Source organism: Tunturiibacter gelidiferens (genome assembly GCF_013410115.1).
Taxonomy (GTDB): Bacteria; Acidobacteriota; Terriglobia; order Terriglobales; family Acidobacteriaceae; genus Edaphobacter; species Edaphobacter gelidiferens.
Genome location: NZ_JACCCV010000002.1, coordinates 2,177,295 through 2,204,204, shown reverse-complemented (window position 1 = coordinate 2,204,204; position 26,910 = coordinate 2,177,295). Strand labels below are relative to the sequence as shown.

Annotated in this window: 22 protein-coding genes and 1 pseudogene; 13 read left to right on the top strand and 10 right to left on the bottom strand. The window is 54.3% G+C overall.

The genetic code is table 11. The features are described from left to right. Nucleotides 1-20 precede the first annotated feature (20 nt). A complete protein-coding gene (locus HDF12_RS21235) occupies nucleotides 21-1,169 on the top strand; it encodes an acyltransferase family protein (RefSeq protein ID WP_179586728.1) in 1,149 nt (382 codons plus the stop codon). Next, nucleotides 1,169-3,529: a beta-glucosidase BglX gene (gene bglX / locus HDF12_RS21230; protein WP_257025760.1), complete on the top strand. Its 2,361-nt coding sequence runs from the start codon at nucleotides 1,169-1,171 to the stop codon at nucleotides 3,527-3,529. Before HDF12_RS21235 ends, bglX begins: the two co-directional genes overlap by 1 nt. A 252-nt stretch (nucleotides 3,530-3,781) precedes the next feature. Here the strand turns inward: bglX and HDF12_RS21225 are convergent, their stop codons facing one another. The 5 genes from HDF12_RS21225 to HDF12_RS21205 all read right to left on the bottom strand — a co-directional run bounded on the left by HDF12_RS21225 (nucleotide 3,782) and on the right by HDF12_RS21205 (nucleotide 8,925). After that, a complete protein-coding gene (locus HDF12_RS21225; protein ID WP_179586726.1) occupies nucleotides 3,782-4,471 on the bottom strand; it encodes an HAD family hydrolase in 690 nt (229 codons plus the stop codon). Between the two features lie 31 nt (nucleotides 4,472-4,502). Then, complete coding sequence (locus HDF12_RS21220; protein ID WP_179586724.1) at nucleotides 4,503-5,639, bottom strand: MFS transporter; 1,137 nt, start codon at nucleotides 5,637-5,639, stop codon at nucleotides 4,503-4,505. A 1-nt stretch (nucleotide 5,640) separates the two neighbouring features. Further along, nucleotides 5,641-6,405, bottom strand: coding sequence for a DeoR/GlpR family DNA-binding transcription regulator (locus HDF12_RS21215; RefSeq protein WP_218892524.1), 765 nt, complete (start codon nucleotides 6,403-6,405; stop codon nucleotides 5,641-5,643). A 643-nt stretch (nucleotides 6,406-7,048) separates the two neighbouring features. Beyond that, the gene (locus tag HDF12_RS21210; RefSeq protein WP_179586721.1) at nucleotides 7,049-7,333 is read right to left on the bottom strand and encodes a hypothetical protein; all 285 of its coding nucleotides are present in this window, start codon (nucleotides 7,331-7,333) and stop codon (nucleotides 7,049-7,051) included. Between the two features lie 86 nt (nucleotides 7,334-7,419). Next, nucleotides 7,420-8,925 (bottom strand): DHA2 family efflux MFS transporter permease subunit, encoded by a 1,506-nt coding sequence (locus HDF12_RS21205; protein ID WP_373563978.1) that lies wholly within the window; start codon nucleotides 8,923-8,925, stop codon nucleotides 7,420-7,422. 288 nt (nucleotides 8,926-9,213) lie between these two features. On the opposite strand from HDF12_RS21205, the gene HDF12_RS21200 reads away from it, so the two are divergent. Both HDF12_RS21200 and HDF12_RS21195 read left to right on the top strand, forming a co-directional pair. Beyond that, nucleotides 9,214-9,612 (top strand): hypothetical protein, encoded by a 399-nt coding sequence (locus tag HDF12_RS21200; RefSeq protein WP_179586719.1) that lies wholly within the window; start codon nucleotides 9,214-9,216, stop codon nucleotides 9,610-9,612. Nucleotides 9,613-10,105: 493 nt separating this feature from the next. After that, the gene (locus tag HDF12_RS21195; RefSeq protein WP_179586718.1) at nucleotides 10,106-10,735 is read left to right on the top strand and encodes a TetR/AcrR family transcriptional regulator; all 630 of its coding nucleotides are present in this window, start codon (nucleotides 10,106-10,108) and stop codon (nucleotides 10,733-10,735) included. A gap of 779 nt (nucleotides 10,736-11,514) precedes the next feature. Here HDF12_RS21195 and HDF12_RS21190 read toward each other — a convergent pair. Beyond that, nucleotides 11,515-12,345 (bottom strand): annotated as a pseudogene (locus HDF12_RS21190) (IS110 family RNA-guided transposase); the annotation flags it as partial. A gap of 396 nt (nucleotides 12,346-12,741) precedes the next feature. After that, a complete protein-coding gene (locus HDF12_RS21185) occupies nucleotides 12,742-13,311 on the bottom strand; it encodes a DinB family protein (protein WP_179586714.1) in 570 nt (189 codons plus the stop codon). Between the two features lie 65 nt (nucleotides 13,312-13,376). Between HDF12_RS21185 and HDF12_RS21180 the strand changes: the two genes are divergently transcribed. Then, nucleotides 13,377-13,982 (top strand): TetR/AcrR family transcriptional regulator, encoded by a 606-nt coding sequence (locus HDF12_RS21180; RefSeq protein WP_179586712.1) that lies wholly within the window; start codon nucleotides 13,377-13,379, stop codon nucleotides 13,980-13,982. Nucleotides 13,983-14,470: 488 nt separating this feature from the next. Here HDF12_RS21180 and HDF12_RS21175 read toward each other — a convergent pair whose 3' ends face one another. Beyond that, a complete protein-coding gene (locus HDF12_RS21175; RefSeq protein ID WP_179586710.1) occupies nucleotides 14,471-17,722 on the bottom strand; it encodes an Ig-like domain repeat protein in 3,252 nt (1,083 codons plus the stop codon). A gap of 685 nt (nucleotides 17,723-18,407) precedes the next feature. Between HDF12_RS21175 and HDF12_RS21170 the strand changes: the two genes are divergently transcribed. Further along, entirely contained in the window at nucleotides 18,408-18,743 is a 336-nt protein-coding gene (locus HDF12_RS21170) for a BON domain-containing protein (protein ID WP_257025759.1), read from the top strand. A gap of 57 nt (nucleotides 18,744-18,800) precedes the next feature. Further along, complete coding sequence (locus HDF12_RS21165) at nucleotides 18,801-19,439, top strand: general stress protein (RefSeq protein WP_257025758.1); 639 nt, start codon at nucleotides 18,801-18,803, stop codon at nucleotides 19,437-19,439. Nucleotides 19,440-19,653: 214 nt separating this feature from the next. On the opposite strand, the gene HDF12_RS21160 is transcribed toward HDF12_RS21165, so the two are convergent. Beyond that, complete coding sequence (locus HDF12_RS21160; RefSeq protein WP_179586708.1) at nucleotides 19,654-21,744, bottom strand: catalase; 2,091 nt, start codon at nucleotides 21,742-21,744, stop codon at nucleotides 19,654-19,656. Nucleotides 21,745-22,020: 276 nt separating this feature from the next. Between HDF12_RS21160 and HDF12_RS21155 the strand changes: the two genes are divergently transcribed. The 4 genes from HDF12_RS21155 to HDF12_RS21140 all read left to right on the top strand — a co-directional run bounded on the left by HDF12_RS21155 (nucleotide 22,021) and on the right by HDF12_RS21140 (nucleotide 24,945). Continuing rightward, nucleotides 22,021-22,713 carry a PIG-L deacetylase family protein gene (locus HDF12_RS21155; RefSeq protein ID WP_179586706.1) on the top strand — a complete coding sequence of 231 codons (693 nt, stop codon included), beginning with the start codon at nucleotides 22,021-22,023 and terminating at the stop codon, nucleotides 22,711-22,713. 2 nt (nucleotides 22,714-22,715) lie between these two features. Beyond that, nucleotides 22,716-23,294 (top strand): SAM-dependent methyltransferase, encoded by a 579-nt coding sequence (locus tag HDF12_RS21150; protein ID WP_179587169.1) that lies wholly within the window; start codon nucleotides 22,716-22,718, stop codon nucleotides 23,292-23,294. Then, complete coding sequence (locus HDF12_RS21145) at nucleotides 23,291-24,001, top strand: glycosyltransferase family 2 protein (protein ID WP_179586704.1); 711 nt, start codon at nucleotides 23,291-23,293, stop codon at nucleotides 23,999-24,001. Before HDF12_RS21150 ends, HDF12_RS21145 begins: the two co-directional genes overlap by 4 nt. Before the next feature lie 122 nt (nucleotides 24,002-24,123). Then, nucleotides 24,124-24,945, top strand: a complete 822-nt coding sequence (locus HDF12_RS21140) for an acyl-CoA dehydrogenase family protein (RefSeq protein WP_257025757.1) — start codon at nucleotides 24,124-24,126, stop codon at nucleotides 24,943-24,945. Between the two features lie 87 nt (nucleotides 24,946-25,032). Here HDF12_RS21140 and HDF12_RS21135 read toward each other — a convergent pair whose 3' ends face one another. Further along, on the bottom strand, nucleotides 25,033-25,401 hold the full coding sequence (locus HDF12_RS21135) for a low affinity iron permease family protein (protein WP_179586700.1): 369 nt from the start codon (nucleotides 25,399-25,401) through the stop codon (nucleotides 25,033-25,035). A gap of 189 nt (nucleotides 25,402-25,590) precedes the next feature. Here HDF12_RS21135 and HDF12_RS21130 point away from each other — a divergent pair, with 189 nt between their 5' ends. Continuing rightward, on the top strand, nucleotides 25,591-25,956 hold the full coding sequence (locus tag HDF12_RS21130; protein ID WP_179586698.1) for a response regulator: 366 nt from the start codon (nucleotides 25,591-25,593) through the stop codon (nucleotides 25,954-25,956). A gap of 95 nt (nucleotides 25,957-26,051) precedes the next feature. Next, nucleotides 26,052-26,804: a sensor histidine kinase gene (locus HDF12_RS21125; RefSeq protein ID WP_179586696.1), complete on the top strand. Its 753-nt coding sequence runs from the start codon at nucleotides 26,052-26,054 to the stop codon at nucleotides 26,802-26,804. Nucleotides 26,805-26,910 lie beyond the last annotated feature (106 nt).

The following is a 26,910-nucleotide window of genomic DNA, read 5'->3' as shown; positions in this document are numbered from 1 at the left end:
AAAGATAAGGAGACCTCTCAATGAACGACGTATCAACTCTGGGTCAGACGGGCAGTGCAGTTCAAGCTGACCGGACAAGCACCGGGAAAGAACACTTTGAAGTGCTGGATGGATTGAGAGGGAGTGCGGCCATCCTGATTGTTATCTTTCACGTCTTCAATTACTCATTTGGCTGGGACACTCCTCTGAGCCTGATGCACCACGCCTATCTGGCAGTCGATTTCTTTTTCGGGCTCTCCGGTTTTGTCGTCGCCTATGCCTACGATGACCGATGGACTCGAATGTCTACCCTCCAATTCTTTCGGATCCGGCTCATTCGGCTTCATCCGCTGGTGCTGGTCGGCGCGACCCTGGGTCTTCTCGGCTATCTTCTCGATCCCTTCGGCAAGGGAATAAACCAGACCTCAGCGCCGATGTTACTGCTGGCCTATGTGACCTCACTTCTCCTGTTGCCTTCTCCGCCAGTAGGGGGCCGACAGAACGAAAGCCAGGCACTCAATGGACCAGCGTGGTCCCTCATGCAGGAGTATCTCGGAAATATCGCGTACGCTCTGATTCTTCGCCGGCTGCGTGCGCTCACACTTGGAATCATCTTCGGAGTCTCCGGGTTGCTGCTCATATGGGTCGCGAATGTGAAAGGTTCGCTGGATGGAGGCTGGGGATACCCGGAGATATGGATGGCACCTCTGCGGTTGACCGTCTCTTTCGTGATGGGCCTTTGGCTATACCGTATTCAGGGTCGCATCCGCCGTCCCAAAATTGGACTCCTGGTTCTCTCGATTCTTCTTGTGGTCATCTTTCAGGCGCCGAAGTTCCCCAACGCAGGCGGCCTTTCCTTCAATGGTCTCTATGATGCTGTGTGCGTGCTGTTCTTATTCCCGCTCATCATCATCTGTGGCGCGCACTCTGATGCTGGTGCGGGCATGATGAGGTTGTGCAAGTTCAGCGGCAGGCTCTCCTATCCCCTCTACATCACGCATATCCCGTTCGTATATATCATTGCGAACTTCGCCCACACGAGACATCCAGCCAAGTCCGTGCTGTTGACTTATATCTTCCTGCTTCTGCCAGTCGTGATCGCTTTGGCATGGCTAGTTCTTAAGTATTTCGATGAGCCTGTTCGTGCGTGGCTGACCCGCCGCTACGGCATAAAGCGGGCAGCAGCATAATGCCCGACATAATCGCAGCAGAGAAGCCGATTTATTTTCAAAAACGGAGGACGGAAATCATGATGTTGAAGAGGTATCCTGCAATCGCTCTTTTTTTTGTCGCATTCTCTGGTGTCATTTCCGCCGGGGCACAGACAAGTCCCTTCAGTGCTGAGGCCAAGCAGAAGGCCGAGTCTCTCCTGAAGCAAATGACTCTCGATGAAAAGGTCGGTCAACTCAATGAATCGTCCGGTCTCGTGATGCCTGGTATCGCTAAAGAGAAACCAGATGATCTCATTGCCAAAGGCGGAGTAGGCTCGATTCTTTGGCAGATGGACGTCAAGGAGATCAATCGCCTTCAGCATATCGCGGTCGAAAAGTCGCGTCTTCATATTCCAATCATCTTTGGTTTTGACGTGATTCATGGATATAGAACCGTCTTTCCAGTACCGCTGGCGATGGCATCTTCGTGGGATCCATCGGTCGAGGAGCAGGCACAACATCTGGCGGCACAGGATGCACGCGCTGCCGGGATTGATTGGACTTTTACGCCCATGGTCGATATTGCACGTGACGCTCGGTGGGGTCGCATCGTGGAAGGTGCCGGAGAGGATCCAGTTCTTGGTTCCGCAATGGCTCAAGCACAGGTCCGCGGATTCCAAGGCTCGAAGCTTGGACAGGACAGCGTACTCGTGACCGTAAAGCATTTTGCCGGTTACGGTGCAGCCGACGGCGGCCGTGACTATGACTCTTCCTATGTGCCGGAGGAGTTGCTTCGCAATCTTTACCTGGTTCCTTTTCATGCAGCGGTTCAGGCTGGGGCTGGTGGAATCATGAGTGCCTATATGGACCTGAACGACGTGCCGGCGAGTGGCAATCATTGGCTCCTGACCGACGTTCTCCGGAAGGATTGGGGGTTCCAAGGCATTGTGCTTTCGGATGCATTTGCAGTCGGAAACCTCGTTACCCATGGTTACGCGAGCGATGGCAAAGATGCGGCCTACAAGGCGATCACCGCGGGCCTAAACATGGATATGGCGAGTCTCACCTACTCACACAATCTTGCAAAGGTAGTGCAAGAGGGCAAAGTCAGGGAAGCCTACATCGACCAGATGGTGTTGCCGATTCTGGAGGCGAAGTTTGATCTAGGACTCTTCGACCATCCCTACGTCGACGAAGCTAGTGTCGATACGGTCCTGAACCGACCCGAGGGTATCGCGCTCGAGCGCAAACTGGCAGGGCGTTCCATGGTGCTGCTTCGCAATGAGAACCGAACTCTTCCCCTGTCGAAGGAGCTGAAAAAGATTGCCGTTATTGGCCCTCTCGCAGATGCTGCCCATGATATCGAGGGCGGATGGACGGTGGAGGGCCTATTCGGAAAAGGGTCCAAGAGTCATCCGGTTACTGTGCTTGCCGGTATCAGGAATAGGCTGGGTGCCGATGCGCAAATCACGCTTGTCGCCGGGCCTCAGCCGTCGAAGGTCTATACCGGTATGTTGGAGCAGTTTACAGGTACGAAGCCTTCACCTCCACCTACTCCTCAAGAAACCGCCGAATGGATTGCCAAGGCCAAGGCAGCGGCCGCCGACGCTGACCTCGTCGTGGCCGTCATGGGTGAGACGGCGAATATGAGCGGCGAAGCGGCTTCGCGAGCCAGCCTGGATCTGCCAGGAATCCAGGAGCAGATGTTAGAAGCTGCTGTTGGTGTTGGCAAGCCGGTGGTGCTCGTGCTTGAAAATGGTCGCCCACTCGATATTCACTGGGCCTCGGAACACGTGCCGGCAATACTTGAGGCCTGGTACCCAGGCACACAAGGGGGCAATGCCGTGGCCGACGTACTATTCGGAGATGTGAATCCTGGCGGGAAGCTGCCGGTAAGTTGGCCGAGCGCATCGGGCGTCGAGCCACTCTACTACAACCACACTTTGACACATGATCCCGAAGATCGCCTTGGCTTCACGTCACGCTATTGGGATGTCGCTTCCAAACCGCTTTACCCTTTCGGGTACGGTCTCAGCTATACGACGTTCAAATTTTCCAATCTCCATCTCAGCAAGAACAACATGAGCGTGAGCGATAACAACGAGGTAAGCGTCGACGTAACGAATACGGGCTCTATCGCGGGGGATGCTGTTGCACAGATTTATATTCATCAACGCTATGGTTCGGCATCTCGCCCCGTTCGCGAACTCAAGGGATTTGAGCGGGTTCTCCTCCAAGCGGGAGAAACCAAAACTCTCAGGTTTCCTCTTGGAGCGGAACAACTGCATTTTTGGAGTCCGCAGTCGAAAACTTGGGTTGTAGAACCCTCCGATTTCGATGTGTGGGCCGGAGGAGATTCAACTGCAAGTCTTCGCGCGGAATTTAAGACCACGCAATGAACGTTCGATGCAGAACTGGAGTTGGGAGCCGGTGCGAAGCGAAACCGGTACGAACACAGTAGGGGGAGCTTGCAAGCCGTTCGGACGCCGTCAGATATAGGAGTATAGAGTTAACAATCATTGCCGCTTCGTTCCTCCCCGCGGCGGACCATCCTTGCGATATGCCTTGTTGGATCACACAAGCTCTGAACTCCGTTTTTCCTGTGATAAAGCGCGTCGCCTAGTCGTGTTCTCTCCCCACTCTTTCGGCTCTTATGCACAGGCCTCCCGGAGTAGGGTTTGAATTTCGTTAAACTGATCGACGACAACATCGGCTCCGGCGCGAAGCAGTTCGGACTCTCCGAAACTCGTGGTCAATGCGACGGTGAAGCACGGGACTTCTCTCGCTGCCGCAACCCCATTGAGGGCGTCTTCTATGATCCAACAGTCGGACGGTGCCATTTCCATCCGCGCGATCGCCTTCTCAAAGACTTCCGGAGACGGTTTAGGGTGCACAATGAAACTGCTGTCGATGGCAACTTCGAAGAGTGAGGTCATTCCCAGAGACGCAAGGGCGCATTTGCGATTTTGTGCGGTTGCAGAGGTGGCAATAGCCAACCGATATTTCCGATAGGCCCAGTACACAAAATCGATGGCGCCACGGACCGGCCTCAGGTCGCGTTGACCTAAGGCATAGAGACGGTCTTTCTCTGCCAGAATTGCTTCGATTCCGTCCTCGGAAAGACCATGGATCTTGGCAACGTCCGTTATCATTACTCGATCGCTGCGACCGATGTATCGCGAGAACACCGTCTCATCAACCTCGATGCCCGCTGAACGCAGGGCTTGCCGCTTCGTAGATTTGTGGAGAGCCTCCGAGTCGATCAGAACTCCACCCATATCGAGGACTAGCGCTTTCGGATTATTCGTTGGTGTGCGGCGTGATGGCCAATAAATCCCCATGCTGTCTCCATTCTGGCGCGCGAAGTCGCCTCTATGACCCATTCACACTCTTGTTCAGGGCTGGGACGAGGCACATAAGAAGTGCGAGAGAGATAAACGCTCCCCGCAACCCAACGGAATGAGCTATAAAGCCCACCAACGCGGGCCCTGCAAGCAGGCCTGCATATCCCGCACCTGTCGCGGCAGCAAGAGCAAGCGGGGCGGGCATTTCCCGCTGATTTACCGCTCGCCGAAACAGAGTTGGCACTATGTTTGCCGCTCCAAGGCCGATAAGGACGAACCCGGCCAGAGCGAGCGGAGTGTATTGCGAAGCAAGCAAGACCGCAAAGCCACAGACCGCCGTCAGTCCACTTAACAGAAATACCTTGCGATCCCCCAGCCGCATTATCGCGCGATCCCCAGTGAGACGTCCTGTTGTCATGGCTATCGAAAACAGCATGTAGCCGACTCCGCCTCTGGCAGCCGCGACCATTTTGGTGGTTACCAGCAGTAGAGCACTCCAATCGAGCAGCGCTCCCTCAACCAGAAATGAGACAAACGCAAGTAGGGCAATCACCAGAACAATACCGCGGGGCAGAACAAACAAGGGACCTGGGGTTTCATTACCTGTTCGCAGCAGATGCGGAGCCGCCGCACTGACAGCGGATGCGACTGCGATGGAACTGATGGCGCAGCTGTGGAACGGGGAGATATGGTTGGATAGCATGAGCGTCATAAATCCCGACCCTGCGAATCCTCCGATACTGAACAGAGCATGGAATCCCGACATCAGCGGGCGCGATAAAGCCCGCTCCACTTCCACTGCATGGAGATTCATGGCGACATCCAAGGAACCCAGGGACGCGCCGAACATCATAAGTGCTGCCCCGAGAGAGGCTGGACGATCCACGACCACCAGAAGCGGAAGAAAGAGCGATACACCATAGCCACCAGCAAGGATGACGGGCTTGCTGCCAAATTTCGTCGCGAGGATTCCAGTAATTGGCATTGCGGCGACCGAGCCGGCCCCAAGGCATAGAAGCAGAAATCCCAGGGTGCCATCTCCAATCCCGAGTCGGGTCTTGGCGAAAGGAACAAGAGGAGCCCAACAGGCCACCGCGAAGCCAGCCGCGGCAAAACAGAGTCGCGTGGCTAGACGTGATTTTGAGTGATCAGCGACGGATGACATGTCATACTCCCGTCGCGACGGGTTGAGGTGGCTCGTCGGCAGTCAGAACGGTGATACCGGCCTTTTCGAGTGTAGCTAAAAGATGGGAGGGAGTATCGTGTGGAACAACCAACTCATGGACGAACTCCAGCGGGCCGATGACGTGCGGTGCTCGGGTCTCAAGTTTGTCGAGCGTCACGAGCGCAGTTACTTTCTGGCTGCGGGATAGCAGGACACGTTTGAAGAGCGTATCTGCAGGGTTGAATCCTCCAAGGCCTAATTGCGAAGAAACTGCGCAGGCGCCAAGAAAGCAGTGATCGATATTCATTTTCTGCACAGCGAGAACAGCCTCGGCATCGACGCACGCGGCTAGTTCAGCTTCTACTGCGCCGCCGACCATAAGGAGTCTCAGCCCCTCCCGGTTAAGGACAGCATTCGCCACCGGAACTGAATTAGTCGCAACGGTCAGGAACTTGTTCTCCGGCAATTCTGCTACCAGTGCCAGATTCGTGCTGCCCCCGTCCAAAAAGATCAACCCTCGCGGTTGAATCAGGCGCGCACCAGTCCGCGCGAGCAGAATCTTTTCACTTGATTGAACCGGAATGCGTTCTGTCAGCCATCCAGAGGCAGACGACACAGGAAGGGCGCCCCCATACACCCGCTTGCAACGACCTTCTGCGGCGAGTGCGCGCAGATCACGCCTTATCGCATCTTCAGAAAGCTGGAACTCTTCCGCCAACTCGGAGGCGATAACAGAGAGTCCCGCATCGAGTCTTTCCGCGATCACTTCTCTTCTGGATATGGGCAGTGACGAATCATGCATAAACAAGAAATATCATGAACAAACATGTATTTTCAGGTGCGGGTTTGCACGGTTAGGAGAAAAAGTTCACCAAATCTCGAAGCGCCAACCTTCAGGCGAGTTGGCGGGGCCAATTCGCATTTAAAGCTCAATTCCAGGGAGACTGCTATCTGTTCTTTGCCTCATGAAGCATGGGCGGGATCTACGGCAGGTACCCGGAACCGAGCATGTGGATGGAGCGACGCCGCTTCGTGAGGTGATAACTCAGCTCGTGACTCGCGGCTAACTCCACTGTCCTCAATTCGACTCTTAGGACCGAATTCCTTTCTCTTGCAATTTGCTGGCTCTACAGTTGAGCAGAATTGCCGAGCGGCATCGACGAGTCGTCCGCAACAGGGCTTTGCCAATCGGAAGAGTTTAACCGCAGTCGCCAAATACGATCTGTCGCATCGTTAGCAACGAGGGCTGCGGGCGCGGCTTCTTGTCGTCCTGAGGAACGGCCGATGGTCTTCAAAGAGCTTGCGTCCTCCCTGACACTTCTGATCAGGAAGAACATTTTTATCTATAGGTGCAAGAGGCCGCATTGACCATCATCCAGGTCCAATGCAGATAGGAGGTCGGTTGGCCCTCACCGGCGCGGAGAATGGTCGAGGATTCTGAGGGCAAGGCAATCGGCAGCGGCGATTGTCACATGACGCCAGTTCGGGAGGGCCCAGTCAGCGGGCCAATCCATCGTCTCCAATTCTTCGATCCAGTCCTGCGCCGACTTCCTCGCTTCCTTCAGGCCATATCGTCTGAATACTGTCTCGTAAAAGGCGGCGAGTTCCGTTTCCGCTGTCGTCATAAGCTCGGCAACTCGTTCGACAGGCGTCTGCTGAGCGTGAACAATCGAGCTGGTTTTTTTATCGCACATGTAACCCTATCTCCTGATTGAAATAACGCAGCACTTTAAAAGTGCAATTTCGTCCGGCAATACTGGCCTGATGGTGAGGTGCGTCGCTAGTGCATTGCTTCTCCCGCAGGGGCGCCCTGTCCGGGCTTGTTCTTACTTAGAACGAAAGCGCACACCACCATGCCCATTGCCATCCAACAGAGCAGACGGTAGATGTCCTGATAAGCCTGCGCAGCAGCCTGCTGATTGAGTCGCTGGTAAATTGCAGCTCGCGCCATGAGGCCGGGTCCGGGTCCTTTGCCGCTACCGCCAAAGTAAGAGGTAAGCGCGTTGACCCGGTTGACGAAGGCGGGATTGCCCGGCTGCATGGACTCCTGCAGGCGTGCCTGGTGAAAGAGAGAACGGTTGGTGACGATCGCTCCAGTGACGGCGATAAAGATACTGCCGCCAACGTTGCGAACGAAGTTGATGATCCCAGAGACCTGATTGCTCGCCTCTTTCGGAAGTCCGACATAAGCCGCGGTAGTGATGGCGATGAAGGCGAAAGGGATCGCGAACATCTGAAGAATTCGCAACCACGAGGCAAAACCGAAGGTCATAGTGAGCGTGAAGTGCGTGGAGGTGTAATAGAACGCGCCGGCGAAGCAGACGAAACCGAATGCAGCCATGTTTCTCGCCGGAAACCTGCCGGTAGCAATTCCTGCCAGCGGCATAACGACGAGCAGGGCGAGTCCGCCGCCGCCGAGCGCTTCTCCGGCGCGGGTTGCCGTGTAGCCCATCAACTGCTGCAGGAACTGGGGCTCGAGTACGGTTGCGGCATTCAGGACGCCGCCGACCAGAATCATGAGGAAACAACAGATAGCGAAATTCTTGTACTTGAATAGCCGCAAATTCATGATGGGATTCTTAGCCCGCCACTGCCACCAGATCAGGCCGGCCATACCTGCAACGAATAGAAAGCAGAAGATGCGGATGAAGGTGGAGGCAAACCAGTCGTTCTCTTCCCCCTTATCCAGCATGACTTGCATGCCGCCCATGGCGACCGTGAGCAATCCGAGGCCGATGTAGTCCAGTTTCCTGAGATTGGCACGGTCTGCTTTGATCCAGGGCGGATCCTGCACCAGGCGGCTGACCAGAAAGAACGCGAGGATGCCGACGGGAAGATTGATATAGAAGATCCATCGCCAGGAGTAGTTGTCGGTGATCCAACCGCCGATCGTCGGCCCAAGGGATGGCGCAAGCACTGCCACAAGACCGTAGAGCGCGAAGGCCTGGCCACGCTTTTTTTCTTCGAAGGAATCCGCCATGATGGCCTGCGCCATAGGCTGGAGGCCGCCACCTCCGACTCCCTGAAGTACCCGCGAGATGAGCAAGATCGGTAGCGTTGGGGCGATACCGCAAAGAAAACTTGCCGCGGTGAAGATGGTGATGCATAGCAGAAAGAAATTCTTGCGGCCGATGACACTCGACGCCCACGCGCCCACCGGCAAAATGATTGCGTTGGAGACCAGATAGCTGGTGAGAACCCAGGTTCCCTGATCGGTGCTGGCGCCGAGATCACCGGCAATGTGGGGAAGGGCGACATTGGCAATGGAGGTATCGAGAACCTCCATGAAGGCAGCGAGGGCAACTGTGGCCGCGATCAGCCAGGGGTTGACTTTAGGCTTCCATCGCCCGCTGTCCCGGCTTCATCTGACATCCGCTTTCCTTTCCGGCGGATTGGGCGTTGTCAGATTCAATAACGTGAGCCCAACCAACCGCGGTCACATCGCAATACTTTGCGAGCCGTTTCCACTCAATGCTCTTCTTAGAAACTGAGCATTGGCGATCATTTGATATACATACTGTATCTAAAATCATATCGTATGTATAGAGCGCGAAAATTTGTGGAGGAAGCTACGATGGCTGACACAGGCACAGGCCGCACATTGGCGACCAAAGTCATACCCCCGATTCAAAGCTATGATCGCGGTACCCGCAGTCTTCACAAAGATGTTGGACACCCCAGCCGCGAACGCACTTCGGGTGCCAGACAGGGTGTGAGGGAGAAGAGAGGAGGCGAACAAGAGAGCGCTCAGCGCAAGACGATTGTTGTTATCGAGCAGTGGATCTGTCTCGTATTGGGCCTGGTCTGCATGGCCTTCGGGATCTGGGGGATTTATATGAAGCCCGAACAGGATGCTCTTTCTGCATACATTGCTTGGCTGGGATCGCTATATATGCCGACGTTGCGGGTAACGGCATTGGTTTGCATCGGATTGGGCGTAGCACTGGCACGCCGGGGGTGGGCGCATCTCTGAGTGCCTTTCGATTTCCAGCAGCCTGAAGATTACTGCGATCTTCTCGCAGGGACCGGTGTGTCATACCGCTTTATCTCCCCGCTCGCCGGACAGTTCCAGTTCCACGTGAATGGCTAAGGAGCCAACATGGAAACTAAAATGACAAGATGATCTGGAAGACATCCCAATGGCTACCTGTGGTATGTCGTTCCCGCAATCATGGCGATTGTGGGTGTGGTCATTGAATTGTTCTAGAGGCCTGAAGGTTTGTGGATCGAACGCTTAGATTCATCACAGATTGCGTCGATGTGAGGCCGGCAACTCTCGATATCTTCGCGTCAGTGCTCTGGAGTATAAACTATCCTCGTATCAGGATACAGAGTGTTCATTTGTGTACACAATCGTGTTGGCACAACCTCGATTCTGACGTTCGCGTCATCTGGAGCGTGTCTTACGCTTCTTAGAGCCGTCAATGAATAGCTAGACCAACGATCGGGAGGAGCTAAGTATTCAAATGCCTGTGAGCGGGACAACACCACGAAAGCGACTCACCCGCGAGGAGAGCCGAGCACAGACTCGTGCCACATTGATCGCCGTAGGACGCAGGCACTTTCTGCGTTACGGGCTTGGCGGCGCTGTGGCGGAGAAGATCGCGGAGGATGCCGGATATTCTCGGGGCGCTCTCTATTCCAACTTCGACGGTAAGGAAGATCTGTTTGTCGCTGTAATCCATGAGGAACAGGCGCGCCACTTGAATGTCTTCCGTTCTCTACTGAACGAAGAGCCTTCAGGCAAGAAGCGGTTGAAAAAAATGCGGGACGCCATTGCCGACCTGATGACGGACCATGATTGGATCGTGTTTCGTGCTGAATTCGAGGTTGGAGCTCTTCGAAGCGAACGTATCCGGCAAAGCTTTGTTGAATTGCATCGGCAGCAGCTTCGCGACGGAAGTGAGCTTATCAAGGACCTCTTGCGATCTCCTGAAGTCACTTCGAGGTTGAAGCCGGAAGACTTCATCACGGTCATCATCAATCTCGCTCATGGTCTGGCAGTCACCCAGAGAATCCTCGGCACAGAACTCTCTCAGAAAAACACACGCAGCCTGATTCAATCCCTGTTTGATCATTTGATATCGTCCGCATGAATAGTCGAAATCGGCATCTTTCTTCTACGCACAGAATCGCAACGGATTCTCAAAGCCGCCAGGTCGGTCATTGCATCAACACGCGACTCATTTCCCAAGAATGAAAGCTCTGGAAAAAGGGCTGGCGTCGCTGATTCTCCGACCACACATCGTAATCAATTAAAAGGACTTAGAGCATCGGGTGATGTAAGGAAAGCAACGCACGACCAATACGCGACCAGCACCTGAAATTCACAAGACACTGAAAATACAAGTATTTAGCCAATGAACGCAAAAGCCATCTCAGATGGGAGGCTTCGGTTCAATGCTCTTATGTTGTTGATTATATGGTGGCCAGAGACGGGATCGGTCTCCCGCTCAGCTAATGGAATCTGTAAGTTACAGATTATAAAAGGTTCAGGAAGCGCCAAAAGTGCCAAAATGCCCCATCGTTCTTGCAAATCTCTTGCAAATATTCGGTTGTCGAGTTCAAGGAAGCTGGCTGCATCGAGTTTTCTTGCGGGGGACGGACCCGATAACTCAACACAAGCCGACTTTCTATGAGCAGGTCACTAGTGTCAAGGTTCATTCCTTATGGGGGTCTTTGCTTTTGCGGTTGTTGTTGCTCTCCACCTTGTTTCTATTCGCACTCTGGATGAGCTGTCTTGATGCAAGCTCGGTGTCGGTTGGGGTTCGAGAGGAGAGTCGATGCTGCCATTTATCGGTCGGCCTTGAAGACCAAAGTCGGCTCGCAGTCATCGGAACACGGTATCGTCGCAACGGGTAAACATCGTCATCGTTCAGGCGGCTGTGGCATAGAACGGCATGTACGGTTCCTGAGTGGTCCAGAGTCGATGGAGCAGAACAGCAAGCTTGCGAGCAACGGCAACGACAGCCTTGCTCCTGGCCTGCTTGCCACCTCTGGCTGCGAGGTGAAGTCCCCACTGTCGAAGCGCCGAATCCTTACCGTGCGGTCGGAGGATATGGTTCGAACACTCGATCAGCAGACTTCGGAGATAGGCGTTGCCTGCATGGGTGATGCCGAGCTGAGGATCATGCTCGCCAGACTGGCTTCGCATCGGTCGAAGTCCCAGATAACAGCCCACATCGCGACTGCGCTTGAATCGGTCCTTGCTGCCGAGAGTCAACACGAAAGTCAGAGCGGTCAGATGGCCGATACCATGGACCTTCAACAGCGCCTGGGTCTCCGGGTACTCGGTCTGGCCGAGCAGCTGGATCTGGCGGTCGTACTGCTTGATCTTCAACGTCATCTCTGCGATCTGCTGAAGCACTGGGCCAAGCGCCTGCCCTAGTCCGGGCGGCATCGCCGCCATGCTGCGCTGAGCAAAGCACGGAGTTGCAGAGGCGGGCATACGATGGCCGCAAGCCTTCGTTAGGCCACGAACCGCGTTGATCGCCGCTGTGCGGAGCCTGACCATGAGAGCGCGTGCACGGATCAGCGTCAGGGCTTGTTGCTGCTCGACGGTGCGGTGGGCGATCGGCCGGAGTATGTTCGGATCAAGCCGCGCATAGCGCGCCAGCTTCTCCGCATCGACCTGATCGCTCTTACGGTCGCTGTGCGAGATCGCCCGCAACTCACGCACGTTCGCAACGATCACTTCATGGCCAAGCGTTTGGAGCCATTACTGCACTCTCAACCAGCAAGGTGAAGTAATCGATCGAGGTCGCTTCAGGACCGCACCGAAGGCCATCGAGAAGTGGTTCGTTGATGTGCCTCACGCTCGCGTTGCGATGGAGGCCGGCGTTCATTCGATCTGGATCAGCGAGCAACTGCAGGAGCGTCGCCAAGGTCGATGCCGATCGTCAGCTCGAACTGACCACGCTTCCTGAGTACTTCTGCGATAAGGTGTTGCGCTGGCTTCTTCATGGGAACAGTCTGCTCCTCCTCAGCAGGACCTGCTCATCCCATTTATCGTTACTAAGCAGATCTTGATGCGACTTGGTGATGGTGATCTCGTCGACCCTGCGAGAGCACCTATGGCTCGAGCTGCTCCAACGTCGCTGTTCTAGCGTGCCTCTGCGGCGCGACGGACACCCCAAGCTTGCCGCAAATGCCGCCTTTCGTGAGCGCTGATAACGTGAAGTCCGGTGGCGATACTAAACCGGATGCCGGGCACCAGAGGATTTGGGAATCGAATTGCCGCCAGGTCCAGATCGGCGTTGTCACGGATGTAGTCTCTTATTTCGTTCTGTGATCTCAGGAAGCGGTCGAAAGCATCAGCGAGTAAAGACGAAGAGTCCGGCTTGATCTTCCTTGGCGCTTTCATCTTGAAGGACTCCTTGAGAGATGGCTCCATCTTTTTCACAAACCATCGGCCGACGAATCCGGGAAGCGCCGGGCGCCGCCTCATCTGGCCTGCTGTGCGAGCGCGGATCGCGGGTCCCTTCATTGCACTTAGGTAGACCTCATTCGCTGTAGCCAAGTGGTCGAGGCACTGAGCCACACTCCATGAATCGGCTTCGGCACGCCAGCAGCCTCGCTCGTCGCTAAGATTTTGCATGAGCAACCGTGCGTCACGCTCCGCAGCGTCAAGTTGCTCCTGCAGATTTACGATGTCCGACAAGAGTTCTGTCATGGCTCCGTACTCTACGGTATGGGAACAGCGCCTGTCAATACTCTTGGGTATGGGAAAATGTCACCATGCGCAAAGGTACTGGTGCGAAGCGACTCGACGAGCCTACTCTAACTTCTTCCGATTGGATTGAAGGTGCGCTTCAACTCATCTCAGAAGCTGGTCTCCGGGCACTTACAGTCGAAGCGCTTGCCGCTCGTCTAGGCGTCACTAAGGGCAGCTTCTATTGGCACTTCAAGGGCCGGTCAGAGCTCTTAGCTGAAGCGCTCAGGCGCTGGGAGCATCGCGCCACGACGGAAGCCATTGCAGGACTATCGGTAATTAGCGAGGCTCGTCAGCGGCTCATTCTCATGTTGGATGCTGCCAGCCAGCCGCCAAGATCTCGCTCCTTGTATGCAGCGCTTGCCGAAGCCGCACAAGATCCGATTGTGAGACGCGTACTAAACCGCGTGGCTTCAGCACGAATCGGATTTCTTGAAACCTGCTACCGTGAACTCGGGTTGCCAGCATCGCAGGCTAAAGCTAAGGCTGTGCTCGCGTACTCCGCGTACCGTGGGCTTCTGCAGTTGGCGCACGAGGCCCCAGCAGTGCTACCTGATGACTGGCCTTCCTATTCCGAAGGAGTCCTCCAAGCTCTATGCCCGGCACCGAAGACGAAACGCAAGCTCCGTTAGTTCGGCTAACTTGAATTATTCCTGTCTACGGATTTGCTCAACAAAGCTTTTCCAGGCTGCTTCGTTCCAGAAGTTCCATCACGATGAACGGTATCTCGGCCGACTCATTCAGCTCATAAACAGTCAAGATTCCGGGATGATTCAGCGAAGAAGCAACTTGGGCTCTCGTCAGAACCGCTTTATAGCAGCACTCTTATCGCGTGACGCTTCGGTCAGCAATCTACTGGCGACATGGCGCCCAAGTTCTTGATCTTAGCTCCCACACTACGCCCGTTACGGCCTGACCAAGGCGGCGAACGGTTTTATAGTGGCCGAGGAGAGCGTCGGGAGAAAGTTCCAGCACTTCATCATGTTGCCTCTAAACATCTAATACCGCAAGAAACCATTACTCCGTCCGTCGTAACACGACCCAGCCTGTGACGCGTAGCCATTGAACATACGTGGAGTATACGAACTGAGGCCAGATGACTAGTTTGTTGATCCATTTGTTATTGCACAGTCAATGTCATCGGTTGAGTGTGGGCTAGCCCTCCAGCTGTCACGGCGGTCACCAGAATTGAGTAGTTGCCTGTAGCAAGTCCGGTGCCGGTGGATGTTCCGATCGTCTGATGAACTCCGGATCCACATCCCGAGATGAGTAGCAGGAAGACTGCCGTGGCGAAGGCTGCGCTCAGTCTTTTGTATCGTCCTCGGAGGACTAGAAGCACGCCGGAGAATGGGAGAAGGAGTGCAGCAGAGGCTGCGATGGATGAGGCCATCGTGATTGTCATGTTGCCGGTAGCTGTGGTAGCCGGAGTGAGCGTTGTGGGGGAGAAGCTGCAGCTTGCACCGGCGGGCAGGCCGGAGCAGCTGAGTTTTAGTTGCTGGTTGAATCCGTTTTGCGGCGTGACTATGAAGCCAATTTGTCCCGAGGTTCCCGGAGCAAGGGTGATCGCAGTCTGAGCAAGTTGTAGCGCGAAGTCCTGTGGTGGCGGGGGCGGCGGTGCGGATGCGTTGACGGTAATGATCATTGGCAGGGAGGTCGACGCCGCATTGTTGGCGTCGCCACTATAGGTCGCGATGATGGTTTGGGTGCCTGCGTTGAGCGTGGTGATGATTGTAGCAATTCCGCTTGAGATGGGGACGGCGCCGAGGGTGTCTGTGCCGTCGCTGAATGTGACGGTCCCTGTGGGAACCGTGGCGGAGGTAGTTACTATCGCTGTCAGGGTGAGGCTTTGGCCTGTCGCGAGTTGGGTGGCCGAGGTGCTGAGGCTTATTTTGGTGCTGGAGAGGACTGGTGGCGGGGGAACAACGGGAAGCTGCGTTACTGTCACGGTGACGGCGACAGAGGTTGAAGCTGCGTGAGTTGCGTCACCACCGTAGACAGCTACGATGGTGTGAGTTCCTGTGGCCAGGGTTGCGTCGTTGAAGGTTGCGACTCCGTTCGCCAAGGGGACTGATGCCAGCAGCGTCGCACCGTCGCTGAGTATTACGGTCCCGGTGGGAACGCCAGTTGCGGAGTTGACGGTGGTGGTTAGTAGGAGATTTTGTTGTGTCGTCAGCTGCGTGTCAGAGGCAGTGAGCGCAGTGGTTGTGGTGGAGGGGGCGGGCTGTGTCACCGTCACCGTGACAGAGCTTGAGGTGGAGACGGCGTCGCTGGAGTCTCCGCTGTAGATTGCAGTGATTGAGTGCGAGCCTGCATTGAGGGTGGAGGTGCTCAGGCTGGCCTTTCCGGCTGAGAGGGTTGCGACTCCGATGACGTTTCCACTGTCGTTGAAGGTCACGGTCCCCGTTGGAGAACCTGAGCCTGAGACGGTGGCGTTCAGGACGACGTTTTGTCCGGTCGGTGATAGATTCGGTGTTGCGTAGAGCGTGGTGGTGGTGCTGAGTGGAGCAGGCTGTGTTACGGTCACCGTGACAGAGCTTGAAGTTGAGGTGGCGTCGCCGGAGTCTCCGCCGTAGATTGCTGTGATGGTATGTGAGCCTGCGCTCAGAGTAGAGGTGCTGAGGCTGGCTTTACCACCGGAGAGGCTAGCGTTTCCGATTGTGACGGTCCCATCTTTGAAGGTTACTGTTCCTGTTGGCGAACCTGATCCTGAGACCGTGGCTGTAAGAGTTACCGTCTGCCCGCTGGTAGGCGTCGTCGGGGAGGCTGCGAGCGTCGTTGTGGTAGCGGCCGGAGCGGCCGCAGTAGGAGTAAATGTAAAGAGTGTGGCAGAGTAACCCGGGAAGCTTTGGTTGACGGTTCCGTTGTTGATTGACGCGCTGGCCCCCGAGACAATCTGTTGCAAATTTGCACCGGTGTAGGTGTAGACCGCTCCACTATTCGGAAGAGTAACGCCAGAGACGGTGAGAGTTGTGCTGATCGTAGCAGCTGTTTTATTCAATATCAGTATGGTCACGACGTTGTCCGTCGATCGTTGCGCTGCATAGACCGAAAGCTGGCTTTGATCGGAGCTGGTTGCGTCGACCCAAGTATCGCCGTATTGTCCGCCGCTGCCATCATAGTTTCGGTACATCCTGAAGGAGTAAGCGATTGGATCGGTTGGCGCGGGAGCGCTCCACATATTTGCGAAGTCGAGCTGCTCACGTCCGAAGATCCCCAGCACGTCCATCTCGGCTATGGCATCTACGATCGATTTTTGCCCGCTGTCGATTGAGTATTCCGACAACGCGATCTTAGTGCCGGGGTAGTACTGGCTCACCCACCCCTTGAAACGGGGTATCAGCTGCATGGGGCCATAGAAGACATACTGTTCTACCCAGGTGCCTCCGTTGAAGGTCGGATCCCAAAGAGTTCGTGTGGAGGCGAGCTGCGCAGAGGGAGACGACACATCGAAGTAGTAGTGCTCGTCCAAGTAGTCCAGGATGCGAGTTCCGTTGGTTGCCTGATAAGCAGCCATCTGCTGGAGATAATATTGGCCAGCGAGAAGGCCGCCCTGCTTGGTCGTGTCTCCGACCCAGCCGCCTAAGGTAAAGTCCGAAGGACCTAGCACCATCGCTGAGGGGTCCACTTGTTTGATGGCTGAGGCGTATTGCTCGCCTAATTGCGTAATGGTGGGGTAATCCGAACCATTCGGCAGAACATCGCGATGGGTGTTTCCCCATCCCAAAGGTTCGTTGTCCAACTGATAGAAGGCGACTCCACCTTGTGAAGCGGGACCGAAGGTTCCGACCAAGTGTTGCAGCCAACCCTTTTGCAGGCCCGTCGAATTGTCTATGTGATTCGTATATATATTGTTGTCCACCAACTGCGTTCCGTTGGCTGCGATGCTGTTGCCGCAGTTCTCGCCGTTCGGGTGCACATAAGGGTTTGTCGATTGCTGCACACCATAAATAGAGACTGGAAAACTGCAGCTCCATGCCGCACCTTTATTGACGAATGGGATGATCGGAATTGTGATCAGAGGGTCGGCCGATTGATAGGTGCGGATCATCTGGTCTACGGAGGCCCCTGGAGTCGGATTGGTTGTGCCGCTTCCGCCCATGAAGTACCAGTCGAAACCGGCATTACTCGAGTCAACCTGCCAGTTGTAACGCGTTGTGCCGTCGCCGCCCCAACGTATGTTTGGGACAGAGATCTCTTTCGCATAGGTTGCGTCGAGACCGTAGTTCGCGATGCCGTAGATTTCCGGGCTAATGGGATGCCGTCCGCCGGAGATATCAACGGAGAGAGTAGGAGGGGTGCTCTGGCCAAATGCAATTACAGACGCACTCAGGTACAAAAACGTGACGCACAGGATGCCGACGTCGGATCGCATGGGGAGGCGTCTCACAATCGAGCGAAGATGTCGTGCCCTGCCAGCCTAATCGGCGAAGCTCTTGCTCCAGATACAACCAAAGTTGCAGCCGTCGTTGGCACTCTAGCCGCAACATGCGCTTGGCTCATGAGCCTTGCGCCAGAGAGAACGGCTTTGCAACCACCAGTCTCATAGAGGACTGGGTCGACGAAATTGAACGTGGGACCTGGTTTCTCGCCGCGATCTGCTCGCTCATCAATTTCTATTTAGATGGTCGGAGGTGAAACCCGATCAACTCAGGATCCATCTCTCAAGAAATGCCTTCTCGTTCCTCGTCCCGAATTGACGCTACTGGAAGCCGACGATTCGCTTCATCAATCAGACCCCGGCGAGCCATAAATAGCGTGGGCCGCACGTATTACCTGGCCCGAACACCTGGCATACCGCAAGAAGAGAGACACCTAATTTTGTTTACCAGCCGATGCGCAATTTGGATGGCGAGACCTCGGCTCACGGAGGGGATATTTCGTCGCTGTGTGTTCTCTTTGTAATAGTCCCAACCGAGGACAACTCTCTTTCATCTCCTCACGTCAGATCACTGACTGCACTTCGGGATGCAAGATGTGTAAACCCGGCAGCTCAGGCGCTCTGTCCGCCGAAAGGTCTCATGAAACACTTGAGTAGAATCTCCCCCGCTACCGCGGCAATGGCGGTCCTTTGTGCTTTTGCACCGGTCTCACTTGCGAGCGCTCAGCAAACCGCGCCCGATAACTCCCAACAGAATAAAAACCAGAGCCAGAACGCTGACAACCAATCAAATTCGACCGCCGATCGCATGACCACGGCGAAGATCCGGAAAGCGATCATCGCGGACAAAACGCTCTCAATGTATGCCCACAACGTGAAGATCATCACGCTCGACGGCCAGGTCACCCTGAAAGGGCCAGTCAAATCGGAGGAGGAGAAGCAGCAGGTTGCTTCCGACGTATCTGCGCTGATCTCAGCAGATAAGCTCACGAATCAGCTCACTGTTAAACAGTAGGCTTCGCACCCAAGTCCACTCATCATCAACGCTTCAAAAGTTTCAAAGGAGTTACACATGTCAAGTAAACACGTTGCAGTTTTTGGTATTTACAAAACCCCCGCTACCGCAGAGGCTGCTGTAGATTACCTCCTGTCAAAAGGATTCACCAACGAATCGATCTCTGTTCTTCTCCCAGATGACGACAGCACTCGTGCCTTTGCTCACGAAAAGAGCACAAAAGCTCCCGAAGGTACTGCGACTGGTGTGACAACGGGGGGCGTCATTGGTGGGACCCTTGGCTTGCTAGCAGGGATAGGCGCCCTAGCTATCCCCGGTGTTGGTCCGCTCATCGCAGCGGGTCCGATCATGGGTGCGCTTGCGGGCCTTGGGGTCGGCGGAGCAGTTGGTGGCATCGTCGGAGCTCTTGTTGGTCTTGGCATCCCGGAATATGAAGCAAAACGCTACGAAGGCGCAGTTAAGGACGGAGGATCACTTCTTTCGGTTCACTGTGATACTTCGGAGCAGATCGACGCCGCTAAAGCTGCGCTCAAAGAAACTGGGGCCCAGGATGTTGCGTCTGCCAGCGAAGCGGGCAACGAAGATACTAAAGGTGGTCGCGGAACTTTCGGAAATATATCCGAAGGACATCACGTATCAGATGATCGCATTGAAGATGCGACCGAAGTCGAGGAAAAAGTAGGAACACGCGTTTAGCTACTACGAGTAGAAAAGGGGCCGGTCTCATAGAGACCGGCCCCTTTTCCCTGCTCACTAAGGTCTGGATCGTCGAGGTGGGCCAACGTTCCACCGAACATAGACCCGATGATATCGCGAGTCCCTCCCACAACTAAACGAGCATTAGGTAGAAGGCGGCAGTCACGAATGAGTCCATTACGACTGCGGACTAGCTCACCCTGATGCGTGTGCATTAGAAGACCGAGCAAACGCCGGGTTCTCGGCTCCAAATCCTTCCTTGGCTCGCTCTCTTCAAATACGCTTTGTGGTCATCTCCGATGACGAGACCGTCATCCTTAATAACACCTGCCGCGTCAAGGAGTGGTTTAGCCGCGGCAGAAGCGCCCATGACCTTCAGGTGAACGAAAGCATCATGGACCCAGGCAACCGCAGCCCCCTCTCTGGAAAGCTTCGTCGCGCCCTCCTTTGAAAGCAGCACGTACACTGCATCAAAGAGTACAGAAGAGCCACCGGCTAATTGAAAGTCGGCCTCAATGGTGGTGCCGTCGGATGCGTTGGCGCCTCCGATCTTCGGAGCGACAATCTTCAGGTTAGCCCCGGCGGCCGTCACGGCCTTTTTTAAAGCCAATATTGTTTTTGCATCGGACCCGTCCTCTACCAGACATCCGATAACCTTGGTCTTTAAACCCGGTACCGCCTTCTTGAGGATGCTCAGTGCATCAGACGTCGGAAGGTCCGTTCTGACTGGAACTTTTGCCGGGACGGCTTTGATTGCGTCAAGCATTCCGAGCCCATTGGCTACCCTCTGGGCGATCTCCGGACTAACATTTGCAAGTTGTCCCAGCATTCTCGTTCGAACTGACCTGGTTTCCACCTTGCTTAATTCGAAGATGAACGCCGAGATAATGTGATTCTGTTCCGGTTCCGTCTGAGAGTTGAAGAACATCAGCGCTTGGGAAAAGTGGTCGCTAAAAGACTCGGCTCGCACTCGCAGTTTGTCTCCGCCTTCGGACGCAGGAAACGTGGTGAATCCGTTTCTCGGGTCTTGACGCGGGGAGTCTGTTTCAAGAGAACTGGGCGAATACGAAACGCGACCCTTCTGCTGGATCATCGTCATGTGGCCGTCTCGCTGCATGTTGGCCATCGGGCATCGAGGAGCATTGACGGGAATCTGCTCATAGTTAGGCCCACCGAGACGGCTTAGCTGAGTATCGATGTAGGAAAGATTGCGACCTTGAAGCAGTGGATCGTTCGTAAAGTCGATTCCGGGAACCACGTCGGTGGTTGCGAAGGCAACCTGCTCTGTTTCTGCGAAGTAGTTTTCGACATTCTGATCTAACACTAATCGACCGATGATCTTCAGAGGGAGCGTTTCCTCTGGAATGAGTTTGGTAGCGTCGAGCACATCGAACTCGAACTTGTTGGCAAACTCCTCATTGAAGAGTTGAACTCCAAGCTCCCATTCTGGAAAGTTCCCTTCGTTGATCGCATTCCACAGATCACGGCGATGAAAGTCCGGGTCGGCACCCGAAATCTTGAGAGCTTCGTCCCAAATTACCGAGGCCATGCCGAGCTTTGGGCGCCAGTGAAACTTCACATATGTCGAATCGCCAGCTTCATTGACAAGTCTGAAAGTGTGCACGCCGAACCCTTCCATCATTCTAAAGGATCTAGGAATTGCGCGGTCAGACATGATCCACATGAGCATATGCGTGGATTCGGGAACGAGTGAGACAAAGTCCCAGAATGTATCGTGTGCCGTCTGTGCCTGCGGAAATCCGCGATCTGGTTCCTGTTTGGCTGCATGAATGAGATCGGTGAACTTAATCGAGTCCTGGATGAAGAAGACGGGGATATTGTTGCCAACGATGTCCCAGTTTCCCTGATCGGTATACATCTTGACGGCAAAGCCTCGAACATCGCGAGCCGTATCTGCTGAACCCATGTTGCCCGCCACAGTCGAAAATCGAGTAAACACTGGCGTCTTGACTCCGACCTTGGTTAATACTCGCGCCTTCGTAATCCCGCTTAATGAGTGCGTCAGCTCAAAATATCCTTTAGCACCGAAGCCCCGAGCATGGACGACGCGTTCGGGAATACGCTCATGATCAAAATGCTGGGTCTTTTCAACCAACAAATGATCTTCGAGAAGAACGGGACCCCGCTCTCCAACTTTGAGGGAATTCTCATCATCTCCGACAACAAGACCCCTTTGATTTGTTAGCTGAGGATGCGTGCCATCTGCAGTTTGATGGAATTCTCCACCTGCGCCTGCTTGATATTCAGCAGCTACGTTCCTTACAGACTTCTTCGTCTTAGACATAGTTCGATCCCTTATGTGATGGCTTTTGCTTACTGCTATACCTGGGTCTGTCCTCGACGGTCGTCGGTCGCGCAAGATGGGCGCTGGTATGGCTGCTAAACATGGGATGCAAAATATGAGAGACGTGGAATGTTTGACATTATGAATGTTTAGAGAGCTTGCCGAGCTTATCCATATAGAAATCTCGAATCACACAAACTGAACCATATAAAGAACGGCATCAAATGTTTAGTACCGCAGTGTGTCTCTCATCTTTCCCATAAATGGTCTATAGAAATGCCGACAGTTGTCCCTCTCACTCCAGAAACGGAATGGCTTCCAAAATTACGTCACCTACCAAACTGGGAGCCCCCACTCATCCCGACGCTCGTTCTTGCTCCGCATCCTGATGACGAAACCCTTGGAGCGGGTGGTCTTATCGCGAGACTTTGCGGGGCAGGTGTTCAGGTAGTCGTGGTGGCTATCACGGATGGAGAAAACGCTTATGCCGACACACAAAATATGAGTGGGATTCGAGTGCAGGAACAGGTTGAAGCACTTTATCGGCTTGGCGTACCGGAATCTATGATTCGCCGCCTGCGCCTGCCGGATCGGGATGTATCCGCCTGCGAAGATCGGCTCGTTGATTCACTCTTGCCGATGGTAAAAGGCAGAATGCACCTTGTCGCACCGTGGAAACGCGACTTTCATCCCGACCATGAGGCGGCAGGACGAGTTGCTGCGCGAGTGGCCCAAGTCAAGGGTGTCATCCTCACTTCTTACCTCTTTTGGACGTGGCATCGGGGTGTACCCGAGATGCTTGAAGGACTATCGGTCGAAAAGGTCCTACTTACTGATGCTGAACTCCACACAAAACGTTACGCCTTGGAAGCTCATGCATCTCAATTCGAGCATGCTGACGGCCAGCCCATTCTTTCTCCCGAACTGCTGTTGCCTACTCAACGAGACTACGAGGTCTATATCCGGTGATCATGGAAACCAAATTCGAATCGTCTCCCGCTTTCTTTGAGGCCAAATATCAGGAGAATACTGATCCTTGGGACTTTTCGCACAGTGCTTACGAACTGGGGCGTTACGACGCCATCATCAATGCGATCTCTCATCGAACTTATCGCCGGGCATTTGAACCGGGTTGTTCCATCGGTGTGCTCACAGAACGTCTAGCAGCATACTGTGGCACCGTTGATGCCATTGATTTTTCGCCGACTGCGGTTGTGCAGGCTCAGAGACGATGTGCTCATCTGCGTAATGTTGAAGTACATTGTGCAGCGCTGCCAGACGGAGTGCCAGTGAAGGATTTCAATCTCCTACTTTTGAGCGAAATAGGCTATTACTTCACCCCTCAAACTTGGCAACAGATCTCCTCGATATTGATCGACTCGATTCCTCAAGGCGCTACTGTTCTGGCTGCGCATTGGTTAGGCCATTCCCGAGATCATTGCATCTCAGGCGATGAGGTCCACGAGATTCTGCTTGCTCATCCGAGGCTCCTGGTCGAGCACTCGGAACGCAACCAAAGTATGAGGCTTAATCGGCTGGTGCGTTTGTGAAGGCTCCTTGGCATGTTGCGATCGTCATTCCGGCTCGGGACGAGCAAGACCTTCTGCCCAGATGCCTTCGGTCCGTACAAGAGGCTCGTCTGATGCTGCCCCCGCATGTAACAAGCGACCTGGTCGTCGTGACCGATCAGTCAACTGATGACTCCTTCCGAATCGCTCACGCGATCGTCCAAGAAAGCGGAACAGTCATCGAAATTGAAGCGGGCTGCGTAGGTACCGCACGAGCACTAGGTGTGCAGCTCGCATTAGAGCGCTATAAGGGACCAAGAAAACTCTGCTGGCTGGCGAATACCGATGCCGACTGTGAAGTACCTGTCAACTGGCTCCAGGACCAAATGGAGTATGCAAAGACAGGAGTCGCCGCGATTGCGGGCATTGTCGAGGTGGACTCCTTCATCGATCACGACTCCTCAGTCCCGGACAGATTTCGTCTTTCTTATTTGATCCACTCGGACGGGACGCATCCCCACGTGCATGGAGCCAACTTTGGAGTGAGAGCGGATGTGTATCTTCGAGCTGGAGGCTGGCAAGATCTTTCAAGCGCAGAAGACCATGATCTGTGGCGACGTCTGAAAATAGGAATACATCAACGCATATCAGACGCTAGCTTATGTGTCTTAACCAGTGGAAGACGGGTAGGGCGTGCACCACTCGGCTTCGCAGATGCTCTTGCCGCACACAATGGAGTTACGGGATGACAACGGACGAGCTGAAGTCCCGACTGACAGACGTTGTTAAGCAGAAGCTGCCACTCCCGGGAGGGGGGCGTACAGCCGAGCGCCATCAGCTACTGGCCGAGACAGCGCGAGAGGATCTCAGCTTGGCGAAGCTTGCAGAAGCTCATTGGGATGCGGCGGCAATCCTCGCGGAGGCGGGACGCAGTGCTGAACCTAACACGTTATACGCGGTTTGGGCTTCTGAGATCCCGGGCCACGCAGTTCGGCTGGAGCGAACTACAGATGGTTTCCAGATCAGTGGCGAAAAGCCGTTTTGCAGCGGGCTTGGAATAGTTGATCGAGCCCTCCTCACAGTCGGGCTACCACACCCACGCCTCGTCGAAGTAGACCTGAGAAAAAATTCAAGCCAGATCAGCTACGATCTGGAAGTCTGGAAGACGGAAGCTTTTCGGAACACTCAGACGGGGGCGATAACACTCCATGAATTGCGGGTGTCACCTGACTCCCTGATCGGCGGCCCGGCTTGGTACCTTGAGAGACCGGGTTTCTGGCACGGTGCCTGTGGAACAGCGGCGTGCTGGGCTGGAGGCGTTGCCGGTCTATTAGACTTTGCCCTCGTTAGCAAACGTGACGACCCTCATACCCTGGCGCATCTTGGCGCAATGCAAGCCGCTGTTTGGGGAATGTATGCACTATTAAAGCAGGCCGCCGATGAGATTGATGCAGCCCCTTCAGATTCGAAGGCTGCACAGATTCGCGCCTTGAAGGTCCGCCATTTAATTGATGGGATGGGTACGGCGACACTTCAACGATTTGCCCGGGCGTATGGTCCCTATCCGTTATCGATGAATGAAGAGACAGCGAGTCGCTATCAGGAAGTGGGTCTATATATGCGCCAGTCCCATGCGGAACGTGACTTAGAGTCTTTGGGCCAACTAACGCTAACCGAAATCATTGAGTCCTGAGAATGCATCTCGTCGCTTTTACTGTCCTAGTCGTTGACATCCCCGACTTCCCAGAGTTCGCTTTCCGCGGACGCGATTCGCATTCTGCTACTTGGATTGAAGTTCATCTAGCTCTAGGTGGCTTAGATTCTCGATGTCTATCATCTGGTCACGAGCCTTATCAATTGGGCGGATAAGCTCGTTGAGCTTGAAATTAATAGCGCGTGCGTCGCGATTTTGCGTGTTCTGGATGAGAAAAACCATAAGGAACGTGACAATCGTCGTGCCGGTATTGATGACCAATTGCCAAGTATCGGAAAAGCGAAATAGGGGACCCATAGCGGCCCAAAGCACAATGACAAAGCCGGCTCCAGCGAACGCCCACTTCGAGCCCAGCCAGCCGGAGGCGGAAGCTGCGAACTGCCCGAACCAATCGTTTGTGGTTCTCACTTGCACCTCAATAGGTTTTCTATCCATATCGTTCCCCTCAGAGCGACAACTGATCGAGTTTCCATAGCTTCCTGTAACGGAGACGTCATCCCTATCGTTATGGGATGTCTCCATCCACCCCGCCATTTGCATAGAAAGTAAAAACTCCCATCATTTCCTGACAAGCAGCAGGTCAATAATCACTGAGGTATCCTACATGGGGAGTCAGGAGACCAAGTGCCGGATACGAGTCGTGTGGTTTTCGTAGTAGACGACGAAGTGGTGATCGCCCACACCCTTGCCGTCATTTTAAATCAAGCTGGTTTTAAGGCGAGCGCATTTGATCACCCGGACAAGGCCATTGCTGCTTCTGTCGACCTGACGCCAGATCTTCTCATCAGCGATGTTGTGATGCCAGGCATGACCGGAGTTGAATTGGCTATCCACTTCCGTCGAACGCAGCCAAAGTGTAAAGTGCTGCTCTTCTCGGGACAAGCCGCGACTGTAGATCTGCTGAAAAAAGCGCGGGAGCAGGGCTACGACTTCGACCTCCTGTCCAAGCCCGTCCATCCGGCTGATCTTCTTGTAAAGCTACGAAGTTGACTTCCGAATTCATCGTGCAACAAACAGGTGAAGTATCGAGTTAAGTGGTAGCTGGTTTAGGCCAACCTTTCGTTCCCTAATGTCCTCAGATAGTCATGGACTCGCCCTTCGTTTCTAGCGGCTCCTTTGAGGACGAAGGTCAAAAGCTCAAAGCCTGTGAAGAGAATCTTAGACGCTATCACCAGCTTGCACTGGCGGGTAGGTTGGTCGGTGCGACCATGCATGAGGTCAACAATCGCCTCGCTGCTTTAACTAACCTTATCTTCTTGGCCAGATCGTCGGGCCAATCCCAACCACAAAGCACCGAATACCTTGATGAGGCGGACCTTCAGCTCCGCAGTTTAGCGGAGATCACCACCAGAAGTCTTACGTTCATTCGTGTGGACGCGGAATCGAAAGAGGTTGATCTGGTTGATTTGGCCACGTCCGCCCTTAAACTTCATCGGGAACAGATTGCAAAAAAGAGGATTAATGTTCAGACTCGCTCATCCGATGTTGCACGGGCTTGTGTGAACAAGGGTGAAATCTTTCAGGTTCTAACCAATCTTCTCTTGAATTCTTTGGACGCTGTTCCACACTCCGGAAATCTTCACGTTCGTGTTGCCATCCGCAGCTTGAACGCGATCATCACGGTTGCTGACAATGGTTCGGGAATTCCGAGATCGATCCAGAACACACTATTCGACTCGTTCAAGAGCAACAAGTCTGAAGGAAACGGTTTAGGCCTTTGGATCGTCAGAGAAATAGTTCAAGGGCACGGCGGCGCCATTCGGTACCGCACAAGCAATAGGCAAAACAAAAGCGGGACGGTGTTTCGAATTGTGTTACCGATCCAGAGAGCATCATGACTGCTTACGAACCGCGCAGCTCAATGGATATCTTCAAAGAGTATTTGTGACATAGCGATTCGACCGCTATCGTGTGTGGCGGACTTGGATCGAATCTTGTAGACGC

Bases quoted from the DNA above. Each gene is read 5' to 3' on its own strand.
- HDF12_RS21225 (WP_179586726.1), bottom strand. From the start codon at position 4,471: ATGGGGATTTATTGGCCATCACGCCGCACACCAACGAATAATCCGAAA.
- HDF12_RS21195 (WP_179586718.1), top strand. From the start codon at position 10,106: ATGCCTGTGAGCGGGACAACACCACGAAAGCGACTCACCCGCGAGGAG.
- HDF12_RS21175 (WP_179586710.1), bottom strand. From the start codon at position 17,722: ATGCGATCCGACGTCGGCATCCTGTGCGTCACGTTTTTGTACCTGAGT.
- HDF12_RS21125 (WP_179586696.1), top strand. From the start codon at position 26,052: ATGGACTCGCCCTTCGTTTCTAGCGGCTCCTTTGAGGACGAAGGTCAA.
- HDF12_RS21170 (WP_257025759.1), top strand. From the start codon at position 18,408: ATGGCGGTCCTTTGTGCTTTTGCACCGGTCTCACTTGCGAGCGCTCAG.
- bglX (WP_257025760.1), top strand. From the start codon at position 1,169: ATGCCCGACATAATCGCAGCAGAGAAGCCGATTTATTTTCAAAAACGG.
- HDF12_RS21220 (WP_179586724.1), bottom strand. From the start codon at position 5,639: ATGTCATCCGTCGCTGATCACTCAAAATCACGTCTAGCCACGCGACTC.
- HDF12_RS21185 (WP_179586714.1), bottom strand. From the start codon at position 13,311: ATGACAGAACTCTTGTCGGACATCGTAAATCTGCAGGAGCAACTTGAC.
- HDF12_RS21210 (WP_179586721.1), bottom strand. From the start codon at position 7,333: ATGTGCGATAAAAAAACCAGCTCGATTGTTCACGCTCAGCAGACGCCT.
- HDF12_RS21165 (WP_257025758.1), top strand. From the start codon at position 18,801: ATGTCAAGTAAACACGTTGCAGTTTTTGGTATTTACAAAACCCCCGCT.
- HDF12_RS21155 (WP_179586706.1), top strand. From the start codon at position 22,021: ATGCCGACAGTTGTCCCTCTCACTCCAGAAACGGAATGGCTTCCAAAA.
- HDF12_RS21205 (WP_373563978.1), bottom strand. From the start codon at position 8,925: ATGGAGGTTCTCGATACCTCCATTGCCAATGTCGCCCTTCCCCACATT.
- HDF12_RS21150 (WP_179587169.1), top strand. From the start codon at position 22,716: ATGGAAACCAAATTCGAATCGTCTCCCGCTTTCTTTGAGGCCAAATAT.
- HDF12_RS21200 (WP_179586719.1), top strand. From the start codon at position 9,214: ATGGCTGACACAGGCACAGGCCGCACATTGGCGACCAAAGTCATACCC.
- HDF12_RS21135 (WP_179586700.1), bottom strand. From the start codon at position 25,401: ATGGATAGAAAACCTATTGAGGTGCAAGTGAGAACCACAAACGATTGG.
- HDF12_RS21160 (WP_179586708.1), bottom strand. From the start codon at position 21,744: ATGTCTAAGACGAAGAAGTCTGTAAGGAACGTAGCTGCTGAATATCAA.
- HDF12_RS21235 (WP_179586728.1), top strand. From the start codon at position 21: ATGAACGACGTATCAACTCTGGGTCAGACGGGCAGTGCAGTTCAAGCT.
- HDF12_RS21180 (WP_179586712.1), top strand. From the start codon at position 13,377: ATGCGCAAAGGTACTGGTGCGAAGCGACTCGACGAGCCTACTCTAACT.